The 25,885-nt window shown below is 31.6% G+C and carries 22 protein-coding genes; 10 read left to right on the top strand and 12 right to left on the bottom strand.

What is annotated here, in order from left to right; all coding sequences use genetic code 11:
* The first annotated feature begins 73 nt into the window (after positions 1 to 73).
* The 7 genes from purD to GRQ01_RS01030 all read left to right on the top strand — a co-directional run bounded on the left by purD (position 74) and on the right by GRQ01_RS01030 (position 8,648).
* Complete coding sequence (gene purD / locus GRQ01_RS01060) at positions 74 to 1,324, top strand: phosphoribosylamine--glycine ligase (RefSeq protein WP_158334006.1); 1,251 nt, start codon at positions 74 to 76, stop codon at positions 1,322 to 1,324.
* The gene (locus tag GRQ01_RS01055) at positions 1,321 to 1,773 is read left to right on the top strand and encodes an RDD family protein (protein ID WP_158334005.1); all 453 of its coding nucleotides are present in this window, start codon (positions 1,321 to 1,323) and stop codon (positions 1,771 to 1,773) included. Before purD ends, GRQ01_RS01055 begins: the two co-directional genes overlap by 4 nt.
* The gene (locus tag GRQ01_RS01050; RefSeq protein ID WP_158334097.1) at positions 1,763 to 3,811 is read left to right on the top strand and encodes an LPS-assembly protein LptD; all 2,049 of its coding nucleotides are present in this window, start codon (positions 1,763 to 1,765) and stop codon (positions 3,809 to 3,811) included. The genes GRQ01_RS01055 and GRQ01_RS01050 overlap by 11 nt, the downstream gene beginning before the upstream one ends.
* A 71-nt stretch (positions 3,812 to 3,882) precedes the next feature.
* Positions 3,883 to 6,033: a polyribonucleotide nucleotidyltransferase gene (locus GRQ01_RS01045; protein ID WP_158334004.1), complete on the top strand. Its 2,151-nt coding sequence runs from the start codon at positions 3,883 to 3,885 to the stop codon at positions 6,031 to 6,033.
* Complete coding sequence (locus GRQ01_RS01040; RefSeq protein ID WP_203121123.1) at positions 6,030 to 6,518, top strand: DNA-deoxyinosine glycosylase; 489 nt, start codon at positions 6,030 to 6,032, stop codon at positions 6,516 to 6,518. The genes GRQ01_RS01045 and GRQ01_RS01040 overlap by 4 nt, the downstream gene beginning before the upstream one ends.
* Positions 6,519 to 6,643: 125 nt before the next feature.
* The gene (locus tag GRQ01_RS01035; protein ID WP_158334002.1) at positions 6,644 to 7,099 is read left to right on the top strand and encodes a low molecular weight protein-tyrosine-phosphatase; all 456 of its coding nucleotides are present in this window, start codon (positions 6,644 to 6,646) and stop codon (positions 7,097 to 7,099) included.
* A 250-nt stretch (positions 7,100 to 7,349) separates the two neighbouring features.
* Entirely contained in the window at positions 7,350 to 8,648 is a 1,299-nt protein-coding gene (locus GRQ01_RS01030) for a major outer membrane protein (protein ID WP_158334001.1), read from the top strand.
* A 69-nt stretch (positions 8,649 to 8,717) separates the two neighbouring features.
* Here GRQ01_RS01030 and dnaJ read toward each other — a convergent pair whose 3' ends face one another.
* Positions 8,718 to 9,842 (bottom strand): molecular chaperone DnaJ, encoded by a 1,125-nt coding sequence (gene dnaJ / locus GRQ01_RS01025; protein WP_203121121.1) that lies wholly within the window; start codon positions 9,840 to 9,842, stop codon positions 8,718 to 8,720.
* A 155-nt stretch (positions 9,843 to 9,997) separates the two neighbouring features.
* On the opposite strand from dnaJ, the gene GRQ01_RS01020 reads away from it, so the two are divergent.
* The 3 genes from GRQ01_RS01020 to recR are packed head-to-tail and all read left to right on the top strand — an operon-like array spanning position 9,998 to position 12,473.
* Positions 9,998 to 10,669, top strand: a complete 672-nt coding sequence (locus GRQ01_RS01020; RefSeq protein WP_158334000.1) for a response regulator transcription factor — start codon at positions 9,998 to 10,000, stop codon at positions 10,667 to 10,669.
* Positions 10,666 to 11,898 (top strand): ArsS family sensor histidine kinase, encoded by a 1,233-nt coding sequence (locus GRQ01_RS01015; RefSeq protein WP_158333999.1) that lies wholly within the window; start codon positions 10,666 to 10,668, stop codon positions 11,896 to 11,898. The genes GRQ01_RS01020 and GRQ01_RS01015 overlap by 4 nt, the downstream gene beginning before the upstream one ends.
* The gene (gene recR / locus GRQ01_RS01010) at positions 11,898 to 12,473 is read left to right on the top strand and encodes a recombination mediator RecR (protein WP_158333998.1); all 576 of its coding nucleotides are present in this window, start codon (positions 11,898 to 11,900) and stop codon (positions 12,471 to 12,473) included. The genes GRQ01_RS01015 and recR overlap by 1 nt, the downstream gene beginning before the upstream one ends.
* Here recR and GRQ01_RS01005 read toward each other — a convergent pair.
* The 11 genes from GRQ01_RS01005 to pyrH all read right to left on the bottom strand — a co-directional run bounded on the left by GRQ01_RS01005 (position 12,470) and on the right by pyrH (position 25,869).
* Positions 12,470 to 13,006 (bottom strand): HyaD/HybD family hydrogenase maturation endopeptidase, encoded by a 537-nt coding sequence (locus GRQ01_RS01005; protein WP_158333997.1) that lies wholly within the window; start codon positions 13,004 to 13,006, stop codon positions 12,470 to 12,472. The genes recR and GRQ01_RS01005 overlap by 4 nt on opposite strands.
* Positions 13,003 to 13,695 (bottom strand): Ni/Fe-hydrogenase, b-type cytochrome subunit, encoded by a 693-nt coding sequence (gene cybH / locus GRQ01_RS01000; RefSeq protein ID WP_158333996.1) that lies wholly within the window; start codon positions 13,693 to 13,695, stop codon positions 13,003 to 13,005. The genes GRQ01_RS01005 and cybH overlap by 4 nt, the downstream gene beginning before the upstream one ends.
* A gap of 10 nt (positions 13,696 to 13,705) precedes the next feature.
* Positions 13,706 to 15,421: a nickel-dependent hydrogenase large subunit gene (locus GRQ01_RS00995; RefSeq protein WP_158333995.1), complete on the bottom strand. Its 1,716-nt coding sequence runs from the start codon at positions 15,419 to 15,421 to the stop codon at positions 13,706 to 13,708.
* 1 nt (position 15,422) lies between these two features.
* Positions 15,423 to 16,562 carry a hydrogenase small subunit gene (locus GRQ01_RS00990; protein WP_158333994.1) on the bottom strand — a complete coding sequence of 380 codons (1,140 nt, stop codon included), beginning with the start codon at positions 16,560 to 16,562 and terminating at the stop codon, positions 15,423 to 15,425.
* Positions 16,563 to 16,680: 118 nt separating this feature from the next.
* Positions 16,681 to 18,522: a bifunctional tRNA (5-methylaminomethyl-2-thiouridine)(34)-methyltransferase MnmC2/FAD-dependent 5-carboxymethylaminomethyl-2-thiouridine(34) oxidoreductase MnmC1 gene (mnmC, locus tag GRQ01_RS00985; RefSeq protein WP_158333993.1), complete on the bottom strand. Its 1,842-nt coding sequence runs from the start codon at positions 18,520 to 18,522 to the stop codon at positions 16,681 to 16,683.
* Complete coding sequence (locus GRQ01_RS00980; RefSeq protein WP_158333992.1) at positions 18,519 to 20,426, bottom strand: N-acetylmuramoyl-L-alanine amidase family protein; 1,908 nt, start codon at positions 20,424 to 20,426, stop codon at positions 18,519 to 18,521. The genes mnmC and GRQ01_RS00980 overlap by 4 nt, the downstream gene beginning before the upstream one ends.
* Entirely contained in the window at positions 20,426 to 21,517 is a 1,092-nt protein-coding gene (locus GRQ01_RS00975) for a nitronate monooxygenase (protein ID WP_158333991.1), read from the bottom strand. Before GRQ01_RS00975 ends, GRQ01_RS00980 begins: the two co-directional genes overlap by 1 nt.
* A complete protein-coding gene (tyrS, locus tag GRQ01_RS00970) occupies positions 21,514 to 22,719 on the bottom strand; it encodes a tyrosine--tRNA ligase (protein WP_158333990.1) in 1,206 nt (401 codons plus the stop codon). Before tyrS ends, GRQ01_RS00975 begins: the two co-directional genes overlap by 4 nt.
* Before the next feature lie 17 nt (positions 22,720 to 22,736).
* Positions 22,737 to 24,932 (bottom strand): RelA/SpoT family protein, encoded by a 2,196-nt coding sequence (locus tag GRQ01_RS00965; protein ID WP_158333989.1) that lies wholly within the window; start codon positions 24,930 to 24,932, stop codon positions 22,737 to 22,739.
* On the bottom strand, positions 24,916 to 25,140 hold the full coding sequence (locus GRQ01_RS00960; RefSeq protein WP_158333988.1) for a DNA-directed RNA polymerase subunit omega: 225 nt from the start codon (positions 25,138 to 25,140) through the stop codon (positions 24,916 to 24,918). Before GRQ01_RS00960 ends, GRQ01_RS00965 begins: the two co-directional genes overlap by 17 nt.
* A 9-nt stretch (positions 25,141 to 25,149) precedes the next feature.
* Positions 25,150 to 25,869, bottom strand: a complete 720-nt coding sequence (gene pyrH / locus GRQ01_RS00955; protein ID WP_158333987.1) for a UMP kinase — start codon at positions 25,867 to 25,869, stop codon at positions 25,150 to 25,152.
* Between the last annotated feature and the right edge of the window lie 16 nt (positions 25,870 to 25,885).

Raw genomic sequence — 25,885 nt, 5'->3', positions numbered from 1 at the left:
GCCTAGGGGTTTTCTTTGACTTTTTGGAGTCGATCTTTATAAACGGCTGTTTGGGTTTACAAAGGAGATGTAAATGAAAATAATGATTTTAGGTAGCGGTGCAAGAGAATATTCTATTGCCTTAGCCTTAAAAAGAGTAGATAATAATTTAGAGCTTTACTTCGCTCCTGGTAATGGCGCTACCAAAAGTCTTGGAACCAATTTAAATTTAAAAGATCCCGTAGTTTTAGCAACCTATGCAAAAGAAAAAAATTTCGATCTTTGCATTGTAGGAAGTGAAAGCTTCCTAGCTGAAGGTATTGTAGACATTTTCAAACAACAAGGACTTGCGATTTTTGGACCAAGCAAAGCTGCAGCCATGCTTGAAACTTCAAAATCTTTTATGAAAAGCTTTCTTAAAAAATACCGCATTAAAACAGCCAAATTTTTAAATACCAATGATCTTAACAAAGCAAAAGCCTTTATATACAGCCTCACACCCCCTATAGTAGTCAAAGCTGATGGACTTTGTGCAGGAAAAGGTGTGATTATAGCAAAAACCCATGAAGAAGCTATAGAACAAACCGCTAAAATGCTTAGCGGTGAAAGCTTTGGCGATGCTGGGAAACTCGTTATCATTGAAGAATTTTTAGAGGGATTTGAATTAAGCATTTTTGCCGTTTGTGATGGGAATGACTTTGTTTTACTTCCTGTAGCACAAGATCATAAAAAATTACTTGATAATGATCAAGGACCAAATACAGGTGGAATGGGAGCTTACGCCCCTAGTTCTTTGGCTAATGAAAGTTTACTAAGAAAAATTCAAAAAGACATTATTTTACCGACTTTAGCCGGGATGAAAAAAGAAGGATCTGAATTTTGCGGGGTTTTATTTATAGGCGCTATGATTGTTGGAAATAAACCTTATGTTTTAGAATTTAATGTCCGTTTTGGAGATCCAGAATGTGAAGTTTTAATGCCTTTGATTGAAAATCCTTTAGAACTTATTTTAGCCGCTACACAAAGACGGTTACGACACGCAAAAATCATAATTAAAAAAGAATATGCTGTAGGCGTGGTTTGTGCGAGTAAAAATTATCCTTATGAAAGCTCACCAAAAAGTGAAATCACTATAAATAACATTCCTAAAAACACTCATATTTCTTATGCAGGGGTGAGTTTAGAAGATGAAAAATTAATGGCTGATGGAGGAAGGGTTTTAGTTTGCGTTGGTACAGGCAAAAGCATCAAAGAAGCACAAGAAAATGCTTATAAACTTTGTGATAATGTACACTTTGAGGGAAAACAATTTAGAAAAGATATTGCATATCAGGTTCTTAAATGAAAGAAAATTTGCAAAAGCGTCTTGAACGCGAAAATCTAAAAATAGCAAGCTTTAACAAAAGAGTATTAGCTTTTTTAGTTGATGATATGATGATTTCTTTAATTGTATTTATTATTTTTTATGATCGTTTCATCCAAGCAAAGGATTTATTTGAAACAACTCAAATTATAGGCAATTTTTACCTTGGCTTTATCATACTTCACTTTAGCTATCAAACAATTTTTACTTATCTTTATGGTGCAAGTTTGGGAAAAATATTATGCAAAATCATCATCTTAGATGAGAATCTTTTAGATCAGCCCACTTTGATTCAAAGCTGCATTAGATCAGCCGTAAGACAAGTAAGTTCCATGGTTTTTATGCTAGGGTTTGCTTGGGCTTTAAGCAATGATTTACGCAAGACCTGGGAGGATTATTTAGCAAGGACAATAGTAGTTGATGTGGCGTAAATTTTCTTTACTCTTAGGTTCTAGCATATTCTTAAATGCCGCACAAGTTGATATTTATGCACTAGATGCGAAAAAAGAAGGTGATATTCTTAAAGCAAACAATGATGTTGTTATTTTTTCTGATTTTTATTTCATTACTGCTAATAAAGCGATCTATAATGAAAAAACAGGTGATATTGAGCTGTTTGGTGATGTAAATATTTTAAGAGGACAAAATGAAAGATCCCATTCTGATTATGCTAAAATTAATTTAAATTCCAACCAAGCTTATTTTAAAAATTTCTTTTTTTCTAATAACAATCTTGAAGTATGGTTCCAAAGCAAAAAAAGCCATTTAAACGACAAAATCTTTAAAAGTAAAATTTCAGCAGTTTCAAGCTGCAATGTAGAAGATCCTGACTGGGAAATTCGTTTTTCAGAAGGCTGGCTTAATAGAGAAACTAATTTTGTGCATTTATACAATGCAAAATTATATGTAAAAAATGTCCCCGTTTTTTATCTTCCTTATTTTGGTTTTAGTGCTGATACTCATAGGCGAAGCGGTCTTTTAATCCCAAAAATTGTTTTAAAAAGCAGCGAAGGTTTATACTATGAACAGCCCATTTACATAACCACTAATGAAAATTGGGATCTAGAACTTAACCCTCAAATTAGAACCAATCGTGGCTTTGGGCTTTATTCAACTTTAAGATTCCTTGATTCTCCTTATTCCACGGGGGAATTGAATTTTGGTACTTTTAGGGAAAACACCTCTTATTATCGCGATGAAAATTTAAAAAATCAAACCCATTATGGCATAGAGTTAAAATACTCAAGAGACAATTTAATCAAATCCTTGCTAAGTGATAATTTTCAAGAAGGCTTATGGATAGATGCAAGCTATCTTAATGATGTTGATTACTTAAATCTTGGCAATAGAGATTATCGCGATCTTAACTCGCTTGTAAGTTCTAAAATCAATTATTTCTTAGCTGATGAAAATAATTTTTATGGAGCTTATGCAAGATATTATATTGACACCTCTAAATTAAGCAATAAATCCACCTTACAAGAATACCCTAGCTTTCAATACCATAGATTTTTAAATAATCTTTTTGATGAGCGTTTAAGATATTCTTTTGATGCTTCATTTCATAATTTTTACCGATCAAGTGGAGCTTACGCAAATGAACTTAATTTAGATTTGCCCATATCTTATCATAATGCTTTTTTGGGCGGTTTTTTGCATTTTACCTTTACAGAGAGGTTTTACACTTCTTTTGTAAATTATACTCATGATCCTGAGAAAAATCATGAACATTATTTTAGAAATATCCATGATTTTAATATTTATACTAATCTTTCCAAAGCTTATGATAATTTTTTTCATACTCTAAATCTAGGGATAAATTATGTCTTACCTGGTGCAAAATCAGGTCAAATCACCCAAGATTATCTTGAACAATACGAAAAAGAAAACGAACACACTGATCTTTACGCTGTGCAGTATTTTTATAATAATGAAGGACAAAAAAAGATCAAACACCGAATTTCTCTTGATTATCTAAATAAACAAAATAAATTTTATAAATTTGAAAATCTTTTAACCTATTATCTTAATGAAAATATTAATTTTAATAGCGAAGTACTTTATTCTTATGAACAAGGGCGTTTTACTAATGTCATCAGCCAAATAGAAGCAAATCTTAATTCCAAATTCAACTGGATATTTTCCCACGCTTATCAAAACGATACCTATGGAAAATACAGCTTCATTGGTACACGTGCAAATTATATCGCCACACCTAATTACCATTTATTTGGTGGCATTTGGTTTGATACTCAAAGAGCTCATGCAAATATGTGGGAATTAGGCTATACTTACCAAAGAAAATGCTGGAATTATTCTTTAATGTATAGAGAAAGAATAGATCCACAACTTACAAGTGGAGGTATCACAGCTAAAAACCAAAGCGGAGTTTATTTTATTTTCAACTTCTATCCTTTAGGAGGGGTAAAATATGATTTCTCTTTAACAGAAAATGAAAACAAAATTTAAATTAAGGATGGAAGTTGATAAATATTTTAAAAAATTTTACAAATCTATTATCTGGAAAAAAAGGAAAAACGATGCAATATAGCATAGAAATCAATCGCAATTTAGAAATATTTGACATAGATAAGGTTGCAAAACAAGCCTCAGGTGCTGTTTTAATGAAACAAGGCAAAAGCGTTGTCTTAGCCACAGTTGCAAGAGAAGAAAAACAAGTAGAAGAAGACTTTTTACCCCTAACAGTACAATACATTGAAAAAACCTATGCTGCAGGAAAAATCCCTGGAGGCTATGTCAAAAGAGAAACCAAGCCTAGCGAGATGGAAACCCTAACAGCACGCATTATAGATAGAAGTTTACGCCCTCTTTTTCCAAAAGGCTATGCTTATCCCACACAAATTGTTGTTTTAATCCTTTCTGCTGATCCTAAAGTAGATTTGCAAGTGATGAGCCTAAATGCTGCAAGCATTGCACTCTATCTTAGCGATATTCTTATAAAAGCACCAGTATGTGCCGTTCGCATAGGAAAAATAGATGGCAATTTAATCCTTAATCCAAACAATGAAGAATTTAAAAAAAGCACATTAGATCTCTATGTAGCGGGTATTAAAGATGAACTTTTAATGATAGAAATGAGATCTTTACCTGATCAAAAAAAAGATAATTTAACCATCCAAAACCCTTATGAAAATCAAATCAATTTACAAAACATGAACGAACTTGATGAAGAAGAAATTTTACAAGCCTTAAATTTAGCCCAAAAAGCTATATTAAATGGATCAAATATTTATGAAAAAACCTTTAAAGATCACAGAAAAAATTCTCAAATTGAACTTAAAAATGAAGAAGAATATCCTGAAATTTTAGCCTTCATACAAAATAATTTTCATAAGCAAATCAAAAATGCTATTAACCAAATGGCAAAAAGCGAAAGAGCTAGCGAGCTTAATAAAATCGCTAAAGACATTTTAAAACTTGAAATTGCCAAAGAATGGAACGAAGAAAATGTCTTAAATATTTTAAACAAAATCAAGCGTAATATCATTCGTGCCCAAATTCTTAATGAACAAAAAAGAGCTGATGGCAGATCATTAAACCAAGTGCGTCCTATCAGCATAGAAACAAACATCTTGCCAAATGCCCATGGATCTTGTCTTTTTACTCGCGGACAAACCCAGGCCCTAGTCGTAGCCACTCTAGGCACAGACAATGATGCGCAAATGATAGATTTACTCACAGAAAAAAACCCTATTAGCGAACGCTTCATGGTAAATTACAATTTCCCTAGTTTTTCAGTAGGAGAGGCAAGTCCTATTAAAGCACCTGGGAGAAGGGAATTAGGCCATGGGAATTTAGCCAAAAGAGCACTCTATCCAAGTATAGATGAAAACTGCCCTTATGTTATCCGTTTAGTAAGCGAAATTTTAGAAAGCAATGGATCAAGTTCTATGGCAACTGTTTGCGGTGGATCACTGGCTTTAAGAGCTGCAGGAATTACAAGCTTAAAACTCATAGCAGGTGTGGCTATGGGCTTGGTATTTGAAGACGATAAACACGCTATTTTAACTGATATCATAGGCCTTGAAGATCATGATGGAGATATGGATTTTAAGGTTGCTGGAAGTAAAGATGGCGTGACTGCTTTACAAATGGATATAAAATTAGGCGGAATCGATCAAGAAACACTTAAACAAGCCTTATATCAAGCTAAAGAAGCAAGAATTCATATCCTTAATATCATGGAAAAAGCTGCACAAGAAATCATTGTCAATAAAGAAATATTACCAAAACTTGAACTTTTTAATGTAGATCCTTCAAAAATCGTTGATATCATAGGTCAAGCAGGAAAAACTATAAAAGAAATCATAGAAAAATTCGGAGTTTGCATAGATTTAGATCGCGAAAAAGGCGAAGTAAAAATCACAAGCAATGAAACTGAACAAATAAAAGCAGCAAAAAACTACATTCTAAGCATTACAAATTCTTACAAAAACAATAAAAAGAATTCCAAAGAAAAAGACTTATCCGATTTTGAACTCGGACAAGAATACGAAGGTGCGATTAAAAAAATCACTTCTTTTGGAAGCTTTGTAGAACTTAAAAATGGCATTGATGGTTTATTACATCATTCAAAAACAAAAAATCTCAACCTAAATGAGAATCAAATCTTAAAAGTCAAAATTAGTGAAATTAAAAATGGTAAAATTTCTGTGGATTTATGCGAGTGAGTGATTTTTTAACCCATCCTTTTAAACCTTTTTTCGATAAAGATTCTAAAATTTTAATTTTAGGATCATTTCCTTCTGTTAAATCACGACAAGATGGCTTTTACTACCAGCATCCAAGAAACCGCTTTTGGCCTTTATTAGAAATTCTCTTTGATGTAAAATTAGACAATATTTTTAAACAACAATCTTTTCTTAAAGAAAAAAATATTGCTCTTTGGGATGTGCTTGCAAGCTGTAAAATTAAAAAATCTAACGACAAAACAATAAGCTATGCAAAAGCTAATGACTTAAACCTCATCTTTGATCAAGCAAAAATCAAATCCATCTTTACCACAGGGCAAAGTGCCTATAAATTTTTTCAAAAATTCCATCCTAATTTAAAAGCCACTCCCCTTCCTTCAACTTCGCCTGCAAATTTAAATTTTTCTTTTGAAAAACTTTTACAAAGCTACAAAACACTCAAAGACTCTTTAGAAAAATACTAAAAACATTCTAAAATTTTTAAAAGCTAAAATAAACCATGCAAAGAAATTTTATTGCAATTTTTTACACATTTTATTGTATGATAATTTTACAATTTTAAAAGCACAATTTTCTTTAAGGATAAACAATGAAAAAAATAAGCTTCATATGCTTAGGAAACATATGCCGCTCACCCATGGCAGAATTTATCATGAAAGATCTCATAAAAAAAGCCAATTTACAAAAAGAATTTTTTATAACAAGTGCGGGAACCTCAGGCGAACACGACGGAGAAAGCATGCATCCTGGCACTAAAAACAAACTCCTAGCTTTTAATATCGATCATCAAGGTTTTATAAGCAAAAAACTCACTCAAAAACTTTGTGATGAAAGTGATTTTTTAATCACTATGGATAATTCTAATTTTAAAAATGTTCAAACAAATTTCAATAACACTCAAAACAAACTCTTAAAAATCACTGATTTTACCCCTGATTTAGCTTACAATGAAGTACCTGATCCTTGGTATAGTGGAAATTTCGATGAAACTTATGAAATTTTATCTTTAGCTTGCAAAAACTTGCTAGCTTTTTTACAAAAATAAATTCAAGCTAGACTTTTCAATTACTTCTTGTTTACTTTTTAAGCTTATACTTCTTCATGAACCAAAATAAAACATTCATAAGAAAAACTCCTTAAAATTATAGCCTAGCTTTAATCCCTTTAGCTAGGTTTTATTTAAACATTGTTTAAGATTTAAAATTTTTATCATTTTAAGTACCTCTTAAGAAAAAACTCTGAATTTATGTGCTACAATTACGATGTTTTATTAATTTTTAACAAGGAGAATTCTCATGAAACTAGTTAAACTTAGTTTAGTAGCAGCTCTTGCTGCAAGTACTTTTTCAGTAGTAAATGCTACTCCACTTGAAGAAATAATCAAAGATATTGATGTATCAGGAGTATTAAGATACAGATATGATACAAGTAACGCCTGGAGCAAGGAAAACTATGGTTCTGGTATATCTGGAAAACAAGATCATAAATACAAAGCACAAGTAAACTTCAATGCTGCTATAGCTGATAACTTCAAAGCTTTTATTCAATTTGACTACAGCTCGCAAGATGGTGGGTATGGTGAAGATAGCATTAGTAATACAAGCGATACTTTACAAGTTCGTCAATTATATTTAACTTATACCAATGAAGATGTGGCTACACAATTAATCGCAGGTAAACAACAACTCAATACCATTTGGACTGACAATGGTGTTAGCGGTTTAGTAGGAACTGGCGTTAAAGTAATAAATAATAGTATTGATGGTTTAACTTTAACGGCTTTTGCAATAGACAGCTTCAATGAACAAATACCAGATACAATTACAATTAAAAAAGATAGTGCATCATCAGGCGGTACATTTAATATCAGTAAAGGAAATGTAAATGGTGATAGCGATATCAGTCCTGTTTTAAATTGGGATAAAAACATTTACGGTGGTGCAGCTATTGCTTCTTATGATTTCTTAGGTGGACAATTTAATTCACAATTATGGTTAGCCTATATGAATGATAATGCTTTTTTATATGCTTTAGATCTAGCCTATAATACAACTATTTTTGATGGAATTAACTGGACTCTTGAAGGTGCTTATTTAGGAAACTCTTTAGATAATAAACTTAAAAAATTCCAAAACAATGAAGCAGCAAATGGTAACTTCTTTGCTTTGCGTGGCACTATTGAAATAAATGGCTGGGATGCAAGTCTTGGGGGTTTATACTATGGTGATAAAGATAAAGGTACCATAACCACAATAGAAGATCAAGGTAATCTTGGTTCTTTATTAGCAGGTGAAGAAATCTTCTATACTCAAGGATCTAATTTAAACGGTGATCTTGGTAGAAATATTTTTGGTTATGTAACAGCTGGCTATACTTTTGATGAAACTGTTCGTGTAGGTGCTGATTTTGTATACGGTGGAACAAAAACTACTGATAATAGTGGTGGTACAAAATTAGAAGCAGTTGCAAGAATTGATTATAAATATTCTCCAAAACTAAACTTCTCAGCATTTTATTCTTATGTAAATATCGATATGGATCCTCAAGATACTCATAAAGATGCTGTAAGACTTCAAGCTCTTTACAAATTCTAAGAGTTATTTAACTTCAAAGCGGGATAAATATCCCGCTTTACTTTTTATACCATATAAATTATAATCAAATTAAGACTTAAACCAATTAGCAATCTTTTCAAAAAGGCCTTTTTGTTCTTGATGCATGCCGTCTTTTATACCAAAACTTTCACTAAGTTTTTCCAAAAGATCTTTTTGCTCTTCATTTAAAGAATTAGGGAATTTGATAGCAATTTGAACAATCTGATTTCCTATGCGAGAATTATGTATGTCTTTAACTCCTTCTTTTTCAAGCACAAATCTTTGTCCGTCTTTTACTCCTTTAGGTAAATTTAAAGTCGCCTCTCCTCTTATAGTAGGGACTTTAATACTTTGTCCTAAAATGGCTTGGGTAAAGAAAACTGGAAATTCTATATAAATATCATCATTATCTCTTATAAAAGTATCATCTTCTCCAGCAATGATTTTAACATACATATCACCCCTACTTGCATTTTTTAAAATATTGCCTTTATTATTCACACGAAGCTTCATGCCTGTATCCACACCTTCAGGGATATTAAGCTCTATGCTATCTTTATTTTCATTATAACCTAAACCTTTGCAAACATCGCATTTTTCACTCGCACTTTCTCCGCTTCCTTGACAATCAGGACAAGTTTGTGCAAAGGTAATAAAACCTTGAGAAACGCCAATTTGACCTCTACCTTTACATTTTGGACAAGTTTGCATTTTTGCATCTTTAGCACCTGTTCCATTACAAGCTTTACAAGAACACTTATAACTAAACTCTACATTTTTTTTACAGCCAAAAATTGCTTCTTTAAAACTCAATTTTAAATTTATTATAAAGTCTGAAGGGATTTTTTCATCATTTGATTTTCTTTTGCGACGCGATGATGAACCAAAACCATCACCAAAAAAGCTAGAAAATAAATCTCCTAGATCTTCAAAACCATCAAAGCTTGAGTGATGAGATCCAAATCCACCGCCTTTTAAAGCATCCTTGCCATATCTATCATAAATAGCACGCTTTTCATCATCACTTAAAACCTCATAAGCTTCATTGATAAGTTTAAATTTATTTTCAGCTTCTTTATTGCCTTGATTTCTATCAGGATGGTATTTTAAAGCCATTTTTCTATAAGCTTTTTTTATGGTTTCTTTATCAGCACTTTGTGTGATTTCTAAAATTTCATAATAACTTATTTCCACATTATTCCTTTAAAAATTTAAAAATTTCACATTAGAATTTTAATTTTAAAAATTCAAAAACCTAATTTTAGCAAAAATATAACCAATAATTTATCAAATTTTAAATAAAATTATGTAAAGATTATAAAATTACCTAATTTTATAAGGATAGCAAAATGATTAACGTGTTGATGATAGAAGATAATCCTGATTTTGCGCAATTATTGTCTGAGTATTTAGCTCAATTTAATATTAAAATTACAAATTTTGAAGATCCTAAAACTGCCCTAAATGTAGGCGTACAAGGCTATGGGTGTTTAATACTAGATTTAACTTTACCAGGAATTGACGGTCTTGAAGTTTGTAGAGAAATCAGACAAAAAAGTAATATTCCTATTATTATCTCATCAGCTAGAGGTGATTTAAGTGATAAAGTCGTAGGACTTCAAATCGGCGCTGATGATTATTTGCCAAAACCTTATGATCCAAAAGAAATGTATGCAAGAATTATGAGTCTTATTCGTCGTACCAAAAGAATCGAACATTCTAGTAATGAAAATATTAATTCTGCTTTTAAGATCGATGAAAGAAGACATGAAATCACTTATCAAGATAAAGTCTTAACACTCACTCCTGCTGAGTATGAAATTCTAGAATACCTCATCCAACAGCACGGATATAGTGTTTCAAGAGAGCAATTAGTAAGTCGCTGTAAAAATTTAAAAGATAAAGATTCTAAAAGCCTTGATGTTATCATTGGACGTTTAAGAGTTAAAATTGGCGACAGTTCAAAATCTCCAAAACATATCTTTTCTGTTCGAGGTATAGGTTATAAACTCATAGGATGACAAAAAATTATTCTATTTATACTAAATTAGTCATTCTACTTATCATTATCTTCTTAGTTTGTGTACTTTTTATCGTGCTTTTGAAAATAGAAGGGAACACTTACAATGAAGAAGAAAGATTAAAACAAGAAAGTCTCATAAAAGCCTTGTCTTTATCCTATGAAAATAATATCTCTACCCAAATGGAAACTTATCTTAATGATAATGACTTTGATATCTTGCAAAATCCTAATTTCATACAAATCATAAGGAATAATGGGCAATTACTCTTTAAAGAAGAGAAAAAATCATGTATTTTCTCTTCTTTAAAATATCACAGTAATCTTTATCTTGATATTCAATGTCAAAACTTTAACGCCCTATATAAAAAAAATGCTAGCAATCAATTTTACAATCTTTTGTTGATTGGTTTTTTTTCCTTTTCTTTACTAGTTATATTTATGTATTTTTCTATATTAAAATCTCTAGAATTACTAAAAAAACTAAAAAAACAAGTCACAGAAGTTGAAAACGGCAAACAAATCGACTTTTTAGACTATCAAGAAGATGAAATAGGCAAAATCGCTTTTGAATTTCAAAAAGCCTTCAAAAAAAATCAAGAATTAATAGAATCAAGACAGCTTTTTTTGCGTACCATTATGCATGAGCTTAAAACGCCCATAGGCAAAGGAAGAATCATCTCTGAAATGGTAAAAGGAGACAAGCAAAAAGAACGCTTGATTAATATATTTTTACGTATGGATTCTTTAATCAATGAAATCGCTAAAATTGAAAATTTATTCTCAAAAAATTATAATCTAAACTTTAAACCCAGTCGTTTTAGTGCTATACTTCAAGAGGCCAAAGAACACCTTATGAGAGATGATTTAAACAAAATAGTAAAAGTTGATTTAAAATATGATGCATTGATCAATGTTGATATGGAAATTTTCTCTGTCATTTTAAAAAATTTGATCGATAATGCATTAAAATACTCAAACAATGGCACTTGTGAACTTTTTTGCTGCAAAGAGTGCTTTACAGTAAAAAATCCAGGAGAACCCCTAGAACAACCTATAGAATATTATCTTGAAGCATTCACACGAGAAAAACACACTCAAGTAAAGGGTATGGGATTGGGGCTTTATATAGTTTCAGAAGTGTGCAAATTGCATAATTTTGATTTAATTTATTTTTACGATGAAGGCAAACATTGTTTTAAAATTTTTTTTGGAGATAAAGAAAAATAATGCTAGGCAAAGGATTAGAAAAATTTAATGAACTGGTTGAAAGCTTTGCAAATTTACCTACTATAGGTAAGAAAACTGCGATAAGACTTGCCTATCACCTTTGTATTAATAACCCAAGCCATGGCATGAAACTCGCACATAATATAGAAAATGCCCTACGCTTTACAAAACTTTGTGATCAATGCGGTGCTTTAAGTGAGAATGAACTTTGTGAAATTTGTAGCGATGATCAAAGAAATAAAAATATCTTATGCATAGTTGAAAGCCCTAAAGACATACTAACACTTGAAGAAAGCAAAAGCTACAATGGACTTTATTTTGTCCTAGATGAACTTAAAGAAGAAAAACTTGAAAAATTAAAGCAAATCATACTTAAATTACAGATAGCAGAACTCATTTTCGCACTAACACACAGTATTAATTCTGATGCGACTATATTTTTTATAGAAGATCGTTTTAAAGATTTGAATTTATCATTTAGCAAAATCGCACAAGGAATCCCTAGTGGAGTAAACTTAGAAAATGTAGATTTAATTTCTTTAAATAAAGCTATGAATTTTAGAACTAAAATTTAATTATTTTTATACGAAATATCTGCTAATTCTTGCAAAGAAAAATGAGCTATTCTTTCATAAGAAAAACCCTGCTTACCCAAAAAATCAAGCAAAGTTTTTTCCATCAAAGCAGCACCCTTTATAATCTCATCTGAAAGCTTAAAACTCATTGCTTCAATGCGTTTTGGCACACAGGCTAAAATATGTGTTTTTGGTAAATCTCCGGCAAGTTCCATGTATTGCAAAGTTTGAAGCATTTCTATTTCATGAGCACTCCCACTCCAAGTGATTTTATTAGGCATAGCATCATAAGGAAAGAAAAAAACATCTCCTATATTTGCATCATATGCATCAATACAATCTAAAACTACAAGTCTATCATATTTAGCAATGATATAGCTAAGCTGTAAAGCTAAAGTACCTCCATCGACAAAATCTAGAGTAAAACTAGCATGTGTGAATTTATAATTTTGTTGAATTTGTTTGCAAAGATGAACACCTAAGCCTTCATCTGCAAACATGATATTACCTATTCCAAGGATTAAAAATTTCAATGTTTTTCTTCTTTGACAAATTTATATCCGCTAATGATAGCATCCATAGCACCATCTTTGCCTTTAACAGCATTAAAAATTGCCATATAAATATGTACTGGCACAAAAATCATCACCACCCACATTAAAATTCTATGATAAGTCCTCACATCAGCCAAACCACCCATAGCTACCTCAAGGGGTCTTAAAACAGAGTATAAAAGTCCACCCAAACCCTCATGGTAAGTATGAGTATAAAGAATAAGTCCTGTTAAAATAATACCCAACATTACAAGATAAAAGAAAAAATAAGTCATAAATTGCAAAGGATTATAAACCCCTTTTAAATGCGGATGCTTTCCTAAAAACATATAAAATTTGATTTGTTTTATCCATAATGAAATATTAAAAATATCCCATACGCTTCTACGTTCTTTTACACTCACTTTGTCGCAAAAAAACAAATAAATTTTAAAAACAATACAAGCTATTAAAACAAATCCCACCGCCTGATGCACCAAACGGTATTTTGCTTGCATGAAATTAACAGGTTCACCATTGCTAATAGGGCTTTGAAACACATAAGAAAGATAATATCCTGTCCCGATTAAAATCACTATAGCAACAGCTCTTATCCAATGTGTCAAGCGCAAACCTATGCTAAATTCATACTCAGCTTTTCTTTGCAATTTTTTTTCCTCATTTTGCATGAAAGCCTCCTTATAAATTGACATTTACTTTATATTCACTTAGATTATTACCCCTTGTATCCATTACATGCACCGCACAAGCAATACAAGGATCATAAGAGTGAATTTTTCTAATGATTTCAAGAGGCTGTTTGACATCAAAGATTTTAAGACCTATCAAACATTGCTCATAGCTTCCGCCTATCCCTTTAGCGTCTTTTGGACTAGCATTCCAAGTAGAAGGCACAACAGCCTGCCAGTTTTTAATCACTCCATCTTTAATCCTACACCAATGACTAAGCGTTCCGCGTGGGACATGTCCCATATAACGACCTTTATATTCTTTAGAATTATCAATCACATAAGGTGCACAAGTACTCTGATCTATTTTTAAATTTTCTACCAGATTATGAAAAGCTCTTAAAGTATTATTAGCTACGATTTTAGCTTCTATACAGCGTGCAGCTGTTCTTCCAAGTGTACTAAAAATAGCATTTAAAGGAAGTTGGGTTTGACTTAAAAACTCCTCTACTACAGGCACAACATTTTTATTATTTTTAGCATAATTTACAACAATATTAGCCAAAGGTCCTACTTGCATAGGATTTCCCTCATAACGTGGAGCTTTAATCCAACTATATTTGCCTTTGGTATCAAAAACCTTAGAATGCACTGTATTTCCATGATGATCTATGCTATCACCCTCTATAAGTCCTGTATAATTTGGATTTGTTTTACCATCATAAGGATGAAGAGGTTCATTATCAGCATACCAAGAATGCGTTGCTTCCTCAGTAATCTTATCTTCTTGTACCTCATGAACTTTACTTAAATCTCCATTTTTAATAATACCGCTTTCAAAAAGCCATTCATCTCTTCCTAATTGGAATTCTTTAAAAGTATAAAGATTATTTACTCCAATATCATTTAAAACACTTGCTTCTTGAGCATAGGCTCTACCTGCCATTACAAGATCAGGGTAATAAGCACGGTTAACAAAGTCTTGCACTTCTTGAAATTTCACCATATACTCACCCATTCTTGCAGGATCAAGCAAATCCATAACACAAGTTACCCCGCCCACAGTCAAACTCTGAGGATGAGGGTTTTTAGCACCAAAAATTGCCATACATTGAGCAATAATTCTTTGAATTCTTAAACACTCAAGATAATGCGAAAGAATAATTAAATTTTGTTCTGGAGTAAAACAATAAGTTGGATGCCCATAATAAGCATTTGCAAAAGGTCCCAAATTACCCTTATCAACAAAAATTTTAAGTCTTTGTTGCACTTCAAGCAATTTATCTGCACCTGTTGCATAAGGATTAGCAATGTATTTAAAAGCCTCATCGCTTGCTTTTTTAACATCTGCACTTAAAGCACTTACAACATCCGCCCAATCAAGTCCATGAAGCTGATAAAAATGTACTATATGATCGTGTAAAAAAAGTGCTGCATTCATCAAAGTTCTAGTTAAAAGTGCATTAAGAGGAGGGGTAATGCCCAAAGCGTTTTCAACTGCAACTATACCTGCTTTATAATGTGAAAAAGTACAAACTCCACAAATTCTTTGCGTCATAAAACCAGCATCTCTTGGATCGCGTCCTTTAACGATAGTCTCAATACCACGCCACAAAGTAGAACCCGCATAAGCTTCTTTAACTACATTATTATCATCAACAACTACTTCAACCCTTAAATGTCCCTCAATTCTTGTAATGGGATCTACGATAATTTTTTGACTCATTTTATTCCTTATCTTTTTGCATCGAAGATATAACTGCGTGTGCTGCAATAGCAACCCCTGTAAGGGTCAGTACTCCTATGCCGATTTTATCTGAGACACTGTCTGCACCTAGCCCAAAAACAGTATCAAATTTACGGCTTGCCATAGGCTCTTCAAAAGGCCCCATGGTATCCCAAAAATTAGGTTCAGAACAACCTATACAACCATGTCCTGCTTGAATAGGCCAAGAAGTGTGCTGATTAAATCTTTCTCTAGAACAATTATTAAAAGTATAAGGTCCTTTACAACCAACCTTATAAAGACAAAAACCTTGTTTTGCACCCTCATCACCAAAAGCATGGACAAATTCACCCGCATCAAAATGCCCTCTTCTTTCACAAAGATCGTGGATTCTTAAGCCATAAGCCCATTTAGGTCTATTATAAACATCAAGTGCAGGTAATTGACCAAATAATAAATAATGAAGCACATTGCCTACTATATTTTTCTCACTTGGAGGACAACCTGGCACATTAATAACAGTTTTGCTTGTTACTTTGCTTAAAGGCTGTGCATTGCTTGGATTAGGTCTTGCAGCTTGGATCCCGCCAAAACTCGAACAAGTTCCTATAGCAAAAATTGCCAAAGCATTCTCACTCGCCATTTTTGAAAGCTCATAACCTGTTGTTCCATGCGGTCCTATGGTTAGAAAATTCTCTGTATCGCCCATAGGGATACCGCCTTCAACCATTAAAACATATTTATTTTTATATTTTTCAATAGCACTTTGTAAATTTTCTTCAGCTTGCCAACCTGCTGCAGCCATAACTGTTTCATGATATTCTAAAGAAATATAATCAAAAATCAAACTATCAATAGTAGGAGTATCAGTTCTTAACAAACTCTCACTACAACCTGTACATTCAGCCATATGAAGCCATATTACAGGAAGTCTGTCTGCAAGCTCAGCTGCTTTTACCACCATAGGAGTCAAACTTGCAGGTAAGGCCAAAAATGCTGTCATGGCTCCTGCCCATTTCATAAAATCCCTTCTTGAAAAACCCGACTTTTCTAATGCATTAGCAATGCTACCATTGTCTTTTAAAGAAGGAAGCTTCTCAAGCTCCGATAAACGAAGCTCTATTTGACCATAATCAATCATTATATTTCCTTTATGATATGAAATTTTATTCTTTAATGATAAAACAAAGCAAGTTAAAATAAAGTTAAAAATCTACTTTTATAAATAAATATTAGCAATATCTTTAAATTAATCTTAATTATAAGCCTTTTTTAAGCTTACGTATTAAAAATCTTGCAGGATGGATGGCATGAATGTATTTTTTCTGTAAAAATAAAGGCTCATTATTAATCAAAGCACATAAATATCTTGCTGTTAAGACACTAGTGCTAAATCCTCTTGATCCATGAGCAAAATTAAAATATAAATTCGGCAAAGCCTTTGCTTGTTTTTGAACTTTGCCTTTTGTCCACAATAAAGCTTTATATTCTTTTTTATAAAATGCCTCATCATAAGCATTGCCTGCTATAACAAAACGATCGCTTGAATAAGATCTAAAACCCACTTTAGAACCTATGATTTTTAAATTACAATCTTTTCCTATAAATTCAAATATATTTTCAATATTTTTTCTATCATCCTCATCTTTAGCATCCCAACTTTGATCAAACCTATCATAACTAGCTCCAATAACTTGCAAATCGCCTTTTCTAGGACAAATATAAGCCTTTGAAGATAAAGGAACTTCAGTATCTAAAAAAGGCTTAAGATGCGTGACTTGACCTCTTATTTTGCTTAATTTCATTCCATCATAAAAAATAAAATCTTTTGCATCCGCACCCATAGCATAAACTAAAGCAGCATAATGATTTTTTACGCTATGATTTTTAAATTTCAAAGTAAAAAGCTCCTCTTTAAAATCATAAGCTTCAAACTCATATCCAAAATATATTTTTACATTACTTTTTTCAAAAAGTTTTTCAACCAATGCATAGGGAAAAATAGCTCCACCATCTTCTAAAAAAGCCTCATTAGCTGAAATTTTAAATAAAACATTTTCTTTTTGTGCATTAAATCTTTCTTGCATCAAAGCATTGTGTGCAAACTCAATCACACCCTTTAATTTTAAATCCAAAATTTGTCTATAAAAACGACTTGCCTCGATAAAAGAAAGTTCTGAAAATTCCCCTAAAACCACCTTAGGTTTTAAAATCAAAGAACTCAAAATCCCACTTTTATTACCACTAGCCCCTTGACCCAATGCTAAATTTTTCTCAAAAACATCAATCTCAAATCCTCGTAAACTAAGCTCATAAGCCAAAGTAGCAGCCGCAATACCTGCACCAATAATAGCTATTTTTTTAGTTTTTAAAACCGAAGGAATTCTTGAAAAATAAGCCTCTTTATCTTCTAATTTGATTTCTTTTTCCAAAAAAGCTTCAATCATTTCTCTTTTCTTAAAACCTTTGATTTTTTCAACTCTAAAACCATATTTTTTTAAATTTTTTTGCAAGAAGCTTGCCGAAGAAAAGGTACGAATTTGAGTATTCTTTTTAGAAAGTCTGGCTAATTCAAAAATTAAATTTTCATCAAACATTTGCGGATTTTTACTTGGCGAGAAACCATCTAAATACCATACATCAGCTTTAAAATCCAATTCTTTTAAAATACTAATATCATCAAAAACAAGATCTAAAAAACAATCTTTAAAATAAAAACGATAAATTCCTTTTTTAGCCTTAGGATAAAATTCTAAAAAGGGCTCTAAAAATTCTTTAAATTCTTCATAAAATCCCAATCTTTTGTAAATTTCTCTAAGCTTTTTTTGATCAATATAAAAAGCCTCTATACTAATATAAAAAAGCTTTTTAGGACGCTGACTAACTTCACTTTCTAAAAAACGCTTCAAAGTGAGAAAAAAATTCAAACCTATACCAAAACCACTCTCAGCAATGACAAAATTCTCTTCATCTTTCCATTTAAAAGCATGAGTATAAACAAATTTACTTTCATTTAAACCCTCTTTAGAATTAAAGTAAAAATCATCAAAATCTAAAGAAAAAGGGGTGTTATCCTTAAAAATTATATTTGCTTTTTTCATCGGTTATTATAAAAATAGCTTTCCACTCCATCAGCAATGCCCTTAACTAATAAATCTTGAAAAGCTTTACTAGCAATTCTTTTTCCCTCATTAGGATGCGTAATATAGCCTATTTCAATTAAAATCGCAGGCATTTGTGCACCCACTAAAACCCAAAATGGTGCTTCTCGTACCCCACCATCAACAATTTTATATTTTTTACGCGTTTGAGTGAGTATATTTTTTTGCACATCAATAGCAAGCTTGTTAGAAGCAACAATCTTTTCACGGTTTAAAAAATTTAAAATACTTTGTTTTGAAAAATAATTAATTTCTTCAAAATCTCCTTGATTTTCTTTTTCGGCGGCCTTTTTACTTCTTTCACTTCTTGCAGGACTTAAAAAGAAAGTTTCAACACCTTCGCTACTTTTTATTTTTTTAGCATTAGGTGCTGCATTAGCATGGATAGAAATAAATAAATCAGCCCTTTTATCATTAGCATATTTTGTTCTATCACGTAAATTAATAAATTTATCTAAACTTCTGGTATAAAGTGGTTTATAGCCACGCTTTTGAAGCTCTAAACCAAGCTTTAAAGCTACGCTTAAAACTATATCCTTTTCTTTTAAATCTCCTTTTTTATCGCTTAAAGCTCCACTATCTTTACCTCCATGACCCGCATCAATCACCACAATTTTCCCTGATTTATAATTTGTATTTAAGCTTTTATTTGAATTTTTATTAAGACTTTGGTGTGTTTTTTTATTATTTATTTGCGTATCAAAGCCCAAAACAAGGCTTTTACTATCTTGATTTTTTAAAAATTTAAATTCTTTAGGTGCACTTAAAACCACTCGGACTGTATTAGGATTATATTGTGCAATGGTAATTGCATTTTGCCCAAAAACAAAGCTTTGCTTATTGCCTTTTAATACCGCTTTAAAGCTAATAGCATATCTAAAAAAATTCTTTTCTTTAATATTTAATACCGTGATATCTTTTTCATCTAAATCATTGCTTAAATTTAACCTTACAGCATTTGAAATTTTGTCTACGCTTAAAACATACAAGGATTTTTGATTATCTTTTTTTACTTGCTTTTGCGTTGGTAAAACCTTAGCTTTAGACTCTGTTTTTTCAACTTGTTTTTTATTTAAAATACTCTTATTTTCTTTACTAGCTTGTTCTATGATTGATTCTTTTGAAAAAATTAATTTTTCTTCTTTAAAAGTTATATTAATAGGAATTTTTTCTTTAGCATAAAACACTATGCGTATGGTTTTAGGATTAAATTGAGAGATCACCAAACGACAATCCTCAAATTGAAATTCTTGCTTGCTTCCTTTTAAAATTCCATCAAAATCGCTGATAAAACGATAATTTCCTTTTTGATTTAAAGCAAAACTTTTTAATTTATCTTTATCTAAATTCCTGTTAAGCTCTAATTCAATGCCTTGATGGATTTTCTTAGATTTTAAAACATAAATTAGAGTATTATCTTCAAAAATATTATCTTTTTGATTTGTTTTATTATTTTCTTTTTTTTGGCTTGTTTGCACTGTATTTGAAGTTTGAAGATTTGATTTTTGAGTATTTTGTGCTTTAACATCTTTAAGAACAACTTTTCTTAAAGCATCAATGCTAGCCTCACTAATACCACTTTCTTTAAGTTCACTAGCATAAGATTTATCATCTAAATTTAAGGATTTAGAACTAATAATCAATCTTTTTAAAATTTCAATTTTAGCTTTTTCATCTTCATTGATAACACTTTGTATGTAAAGAATTTTAAGCTGACGATGAAATTGAAGCTGTGATTCGCTTTTAGAAACTATAAAATTTTTATCAAAATTAGCAAGCTCACTTTCATAAGCTCCTAATAAAAAGGTGAAAAAAAATACTAAAAATGTAAAAATTTTAGCCATTATTCGCCATTAACTAATTTATCCATGAGTTCTTTAACGCTAATAAGTTTATCCAAACGATAGCCATTTGCACCTGTAAAAAAAAGACCTGTTTCTTTTTTACCCGACCATGCATCAAAAAGCCTATCTGCTATACAATATCCTACTTTAGTGGCTTCTTTTCCGCGTCCACAAGGCGCTACACAATTGCTTATACAATTAATCTTTGGCCCTATTCTTTTATCAACTAAATTTAAAAGATTAGTTCTTACTCCTCTTGCAGGATAACCTACAGGTGATTTTATAAGCTCAATATCTTCTTCTTTGCACGCAAGTAAAACATTTTTAAATTCTTCACTTGCATCGCATTCAAAAGTACCTATAAAACGTGTCCCCATTTGCACACCACTAGCACCTAAAGATAATACTTTTTCAATATCATTTTTATCCCAAATTCCGCCTGCAGCAATCACAGGGAAAGCACCCCAATTTTTCACTTCTTCAACCACAGGTACAATTAAATTTTCAAGCTGATAATTTGGATCTAGACATTGTTCATAAGTAAAGCCTTGATGACCTCCACTTTTTGGCCCTTCTAAGACTACTGCATCAGGCAAACGATTATAACGACTTTGCCATCTTTTACAAATGATTTTTAAAGCCTTTGGTGAAGAAATAATAGGTACTAAAGCCACATCAGGAAAATCAGCTGTAAATTCAGGCAAATTAGTAGGAAGTCCTGCACCTGAAACAATGACATTAAAACCTACTTCGCAAGCATCACGTGCAATCCTTGCATAATCATTACTAGCACATAAAATATTGCATCCTAAAGGCCTATCACTACAAAGCACTCTTGCATTATCAATTAAAGCTTGCAAACCTTTGCGAGAATAAAAATTTTCACTTCCATAAGGCTTAGCATTTAATTCTTTATTCGCATACTTTCTCTCTTCATAATATCCTGTCCCTACAGAAGAAATGATTCCAAGTCCTCCATTTAAAGAAACAGCAGAAGCAAGTTTATGCCAACTTATGCCCAACCCCATTCCTCCTTGAAAAATGGGATATTTTATAGTATGTTTTCCTATTTTTATGGGTTTTAAATTCATGCTTTTACCTTTAATTTTGCAAATTTTCTTTTGCCTACTTGCAAGATATATTCGCCTAATTCTAAATGCATTTGATCATCACAAATCTTTTTAGAATCAACACTCACTGCATTAGCATTGATACTTCTTCTTGCAGCTGAAGTAGAATTCTCTAAACCACATTCAACCAAAGCCTTAGCAAGCCAAATTTTCCCTTGCACTTGAAATTCCAACACTTCGCTTGGTAAAGCATTTTGAGAATGCACCCTGTCAAATTCAGCTTGTGCACTGCTTGCCTCTTCTTTAGAATGAAAACGCTCTATGATTTCTAAAGCCAAATTTTCTTTAGCCTTTTTAGGATGCAAAACACCTTGCTTAATGTCTTCTTTCATCTTAGAAATTTCTTCTAAGCTTTTTTGACTTAAAAGCTCATAATACCTAAACATCAACTCATCACTAATACTCAAGATTTTAGCATACATATCATTAGCTTTTTCTGTAACACCGATATAATTATTTAAACTTTTACTCATTTTATGTACACCATCTAAACCTTCAAGTAAAGGCATCATAATCACAGCTTGTTCTTTGCCTGTATTATAAACTCTTTGAAGTTGTCTTCCCATTAAAAGATTGAATTTTTGATCCGTTCCACCCATTTCAATATCGCTTTTTAAAACTACACTATCATAGCCTTGAAGCAAAGGATATAAAAACTCGCAAATAGAAATGGGATTTTGCTCTTTAAATCTTTTGGCAAAATCATCGCGTTCAAGCATTCTAGCTACACTAAAAGTCGAAGTAAGCTCTACTATACCTGCTGCTCCAAGTTCATTAAGCCATGTTGAGTTTAATTTAATTTGGGTTTTTTCTTCATCTAAAACTTTAAAAACTTGGGTTTGATAGGTTTTTGCATTGATTAAAACCTGATCTTTATCAAGCTTTTTACGCGTTGCATTTTTTCCACTAGGATCGCCTATTTGCCCTGTAAAATCACCGATTAAAAACTGTACAATAGCCCCATTTTTTTGCAAAAAAGCCATCTTTGTTAAAACCACACTATGACCTAAATGCAAATCAGGTGCTGTAGGATCAAAACCTGCTTTTACAAAAAAATTCTCACCTTTTTCATAATAATTTTTAATCAATGCTTTTATTCTTTCTTCATCGATAATCTCTGCACAACCACGTTTTATCTCTGCTAATATTTTTTCTATATCCATATTTTAAACCTTTTTATTTAAGCCTCTTTATAAGCATCATTTAAAGATGTAAAATCTAAAATCTTACAACGCGATTTTAATCTATCTTTAACGCTGTCTGGGTTGATATTATCTGGAATTTCCATTGTTATTTCAAAATAATCTAGCACTGAATTTAAATCGCTTGATAAATTAATAGTTAATAAATTTATTTGCATTTTAACTAAAAATGCTAAAAATTCCGCTAAAACGCCTTTTTTATTTTCTAAGGAAAAAATCAATTTATAAGATTTAGGAATATTAGAATTCCATTTGATAAAAACCATATTCTGATTATTATCTATCATTTTATCTGCTCTATCACAAAGCTTATGATGGACTACAACATTACCCCCTTTAACAAAGGCTAACATAGCATCTCCTCTTTTTGGATGACAACAAAAATCAAAATCTACATTAGCAATTTTATGATTAGAATATAAAGTAAAATTTCCTATTTTTTGTTCTTTAATCTCATATTTATCAAACCAATACGATTTTTTAGCATATTTTTTAAGCCCATTGACTATATCTTTTAAATACGCACTATCAGTTGCTACCTGCCTAATGCGTCTGCCTAAATTTTCTTTTTCTATCCAATTTTCAATTTTTTCCTTATCCACACCAAAAATAAAACTCAATATATTAATAGCACTTGCTAAATTAATTTCTCTGATTTTTTGTTTGCAAAATTCTCTTATACTTGCCTTAGCTTTTCCTGTTTTAACACTATCAACCCAAGAACAACGATAAAATTTATCATGAGAAGTGACTACACGCACTATATCACCATTCTTAAGCTCAGTTAAAAGAGGTACTTTAATACGATTTACATAAGCACTTTTAGCATGAAGTCCGACTTTAGTATGCACCTCATAAGCAAAATCAAGAACCGTAGCTCCTCTTGGCAAGGTAAAAATTTCTCCTTTAGGAGAATAAACAGCAATATCTTCAACATAAAGGCTGTCCTTAGCATACTCGTAAAGCTCAATAGCATTATAATCTTCAGCATTTTCAAGATTATTAACACTTTGCATAGAAATATCTGTCAGCCAATCAAGACGAGGTGCGACAACACTGCCATCTTCTTTATATTTCCAATGTGCTGCTATACCAAATTCAGCAATTTTATGCATATCAAAAGTTCTAATTTGTGCTTCTATAATACTTTTAGCATCAAAAAGAGTAGTATGGATAGTTTGATAACCATTTTGTTTTGGCAAGGCTATATAGTCTTTAAAACGCGAAACTAAAGGATTAAAATTCGTATGTAAAATCCCTAAAGCTAAATAACAATCACTTATCTTTTCAACTAGAATTCTCACCCCAAGTAAATCAAGCACCTCTTCAATACCTATGCCTTTTCTTTGCATTTTAAGATAAATAGAATAACTATGTTTAATACGTTTTTGGATTTCAAAACTGCCTTGTCTAAAACCATTGCTTAAAAATAAAAGCTCTATTTTAGAAATAAATTCATTTAAGCCTAATTGCATTTCTTGGTTATTAGAATTAATATAATTATCTATAAGTTTATATTCTTCTGGCATAAGGTATTTAAAACTCAAATCTTCTAGATAATTTTTTATACTTGAAATACCAAGCCTATGGGCAATGGGAGCATATACAACCAAGGTTTCTTCGCTGATTCTTTTTTGCTTATCTTCTCTTAAGATATCAAGAGTAAGCATATTATGCAATCTATCGCATAATTTAACAATCAAAACACCCACATCTTCAATACTGGCTAAAAGCATATTTCTAAAAGTTAATGCTGATTTGGCTAAACCCTTTGTAGACTTTGATGAAACTAAATTATCTTCTCTAATTTCTATAATTTTAGTAAGCCCTAAAACGAGTTTTAAAACCTCAAATCCAAACTGTTCTTTAAGTTCTTCTTCAGTACAATCTGTATCCTCAATCACATCATGCAACAAAGCGGCTAAAATAATGCTTTTATTTTCACTTAAAAACCCAACAAGGGTTGCTACTAAAATAGGATGCACAGCATAAGGCTCTCCGCTTTTTCTAAATTGACCCTCATGATACAATATACAGCAATCTACAGCTTTTTCAAGGGCAGCATCACGGCCACAAATTTCAAAAAGCAAATCTTTAGCAAGCTCTAAATCTTTGCAATTTTTTACATTATCGATTAATTGTTCAAGCAATAATTCTTCATCGACTGTTTTCAACTAAGCCCTCTAAAGTAATTTTATTTTCTGCAATTTCATATAAAGCTATATCTGCGAGTTTGTTTTTGTTTTTGTCAAAATCAACTAAAGGTGTAGCCCCATTTGCTAACTGCTCTGATCTTTTTGCCACGACTAAGGCAAGACGATATCTGTCATTATCCATTCTTTCTAAAGCTTTTGCGGCTATTTCTTCTATTCTTTTATCCATGTTTTCTCCTTAATTGTTTTTAACGATTGAACAAAGGCTAGTATCACCTTGTATAATTTTAAGCAAATTTCCTTCTTTAAACATATTGCAAACGACAATAGGAAGTTTATTATCCTTAGCTAATGCTATAGCTGTATCATCCATTACTTTAATATTATCTTGCATAGCCTGATCATAACTTAAAGTGTTTAAAAATACTGCATCGTCAAACTGATTGGGATCTTTATCATAAACCCCATCAACCTTAGTAGCTTTTATAACCATATCTGCATCTATTTCCACAGCTCTTAAAATAGCTGTTGTATCGGTAGTAAAGTAAGGATTACCTGTTCCTGCTGCAAAAATCACAACACGGCCTTTTTCTAAATGCCTTTGCGCTCTTCTCATAATATAAGTTTCACAAAATGCTTCCATTTGGATAGCGCTTTGAACTCTTACTTCAAGCCCATAACTTTCCAAAGCCTCTTGAATAGCAATAGCATTAATAACCGTAGCAAGCATACCCATATGATCCCCACTTGTTCTTTTAATCAATCCTCCTTTAGCAGCACTCACTCCACGGATAATATTTCCACCCCCTATTACAATGCCCACTTGTATTTGGTTTTTTATAAGTTCTTTAATTTGTGAAGCTATAAATTTTAAAATAGAATTTTCTATACCAAAGCCATGCTCACCTGCTAAAGCCTCTCCTGAAAATTTTACTAAAATTCTTTTTCGTTCTTGCATTCTTTCTCCTTATTTA

Source organism: Campylobacter bilis, assembly GCF_016806695.1.
Lineage (GTDB): Bacteria > Campylobacterota > Campylobacteria > Campylobacterales > Campylobacteraceae > Campylobacter_D > Campylobacter_D bilis.
This window is presented reverse-complemented; position numbering and strand designations above follow the sequence as displayed.

Coding starts and splice junctions, on each gene's coding strand:
- purD (WP_158334006.1), top strand. CDS start 74: ATGAAAATAATGATTTTAGGTAGCGGTGCAAGAGAATATTCTATTGCC.
- GRQ01_RS01055 (WP_158334005.1), top strand. CDS start 1,321: ATGAAAGAAAATTTGCAAAAGCGTCTTGAACGCGAAAATCTAAAAATA.
- GRQ01_RS01050 (WP_158334097.1), top strand. CDS start 1,763: ATGTGGCGTAAATTTTCTTTACTCTTAGGTTCTAGCATATTCTTAAAT.
- GRQ01_RS01045 (WP_158334004.1), top strand. CDS start 3,883: ATGCAATATAGCATAGAAATCAATCGCAATTTAGAAATATTTGACATA.
- GRQ01_RS01035 (WP_158334002.1), top strand. CDS start 6,644: ATGAAAAAAATAAGCTTCATATGCTTAGGAAACATATGCCGCTCACCC.
- GRQ01_RS01030 (WP_158334001.1), top strand. CDS start 7,350: ATGAAACTAGTTAAACTTAGTTTAGTAGCAGCTCTTGCTGCAAGTACT.
- GRQ01_RS01020 (WP_158334000.1), top strand. CDS start 9,998: ATGATTAACGTGTTGATGATAGAAGATAATCCTGATTTTGCGCAATTA.
- GRQ01_RS01015 (WP_158333999.1), top strand. CDS start 10,666: ATGACAAAAAATTATTCTATTTATACTAAATTAGTCATTCTACTTATC.
- recR (WP_158333998.1), top strand. CDS start 11,898: ATGCTAGGCAAAGGATTAGAAAAATTTAATGAACTGGTTGAAAGCTTT.
- cybH (WP_158333996.1), bottom strand. CDS start 13,695: ATGCAAAATGAGGAAAAAAAATTGCAAAGAAAAGCTGAGTATGAATTT.
- GRQ01_RS00995 (WP_158333995.1), bottom strand. CDS start 15,421: ATGAGTCAAAAAATTATCGTAGATCCCATTACAAGAATTGAGGGACAT.
- GRQ01_RS00990 (WP_158333994.1), bottom strand. CDS start 16,562: ATGATTGATTATGGTCAAATAGAGCTTCGTTTATCGGAGCTTGAGAAG.
- mnmC (WP_158333993.1), bottom strand. CDS start 18,522: ATGAAAAAAGCAAATATAATTTTTAAGGATAACACCCCTTTTTCTTTA.
- GRQ01_RS00980 (WP_158333992.1), bottom strand. CDS start 20,426: ATGGCTAAAATTTTTACATTTTTAGTATTTTTTTTCACCTTTTTATTA.
- GRQ01_RS00975 (WP_158333991.1), bottom strand. CDS start 21,517: ATGAATTTAAAACCCATAAAAATAGGAAAACATACTATAAAATATCCC.
- tyrS (WP_158333990.1), bottom strand. CDS start 22,719: ATGGATATAGAAAAAATATTAGCAGAGATAAAACGTGGTTGTGCAGAG.
- GRQ01_RS00960 (WP_158333988.1), bottom strand. CDS start 25,140: ATGGATAAAAGAATAGAAGAAATAGCCGCAAAAGCTTTAGAAAGAATG.
- pyrH (WP_158333987.1), bottom strand. CDS start 25,869: ATGCAAGAACGAAAAAGAATTTTAGTAAAATTTTCAGGAGAGGCTTTA.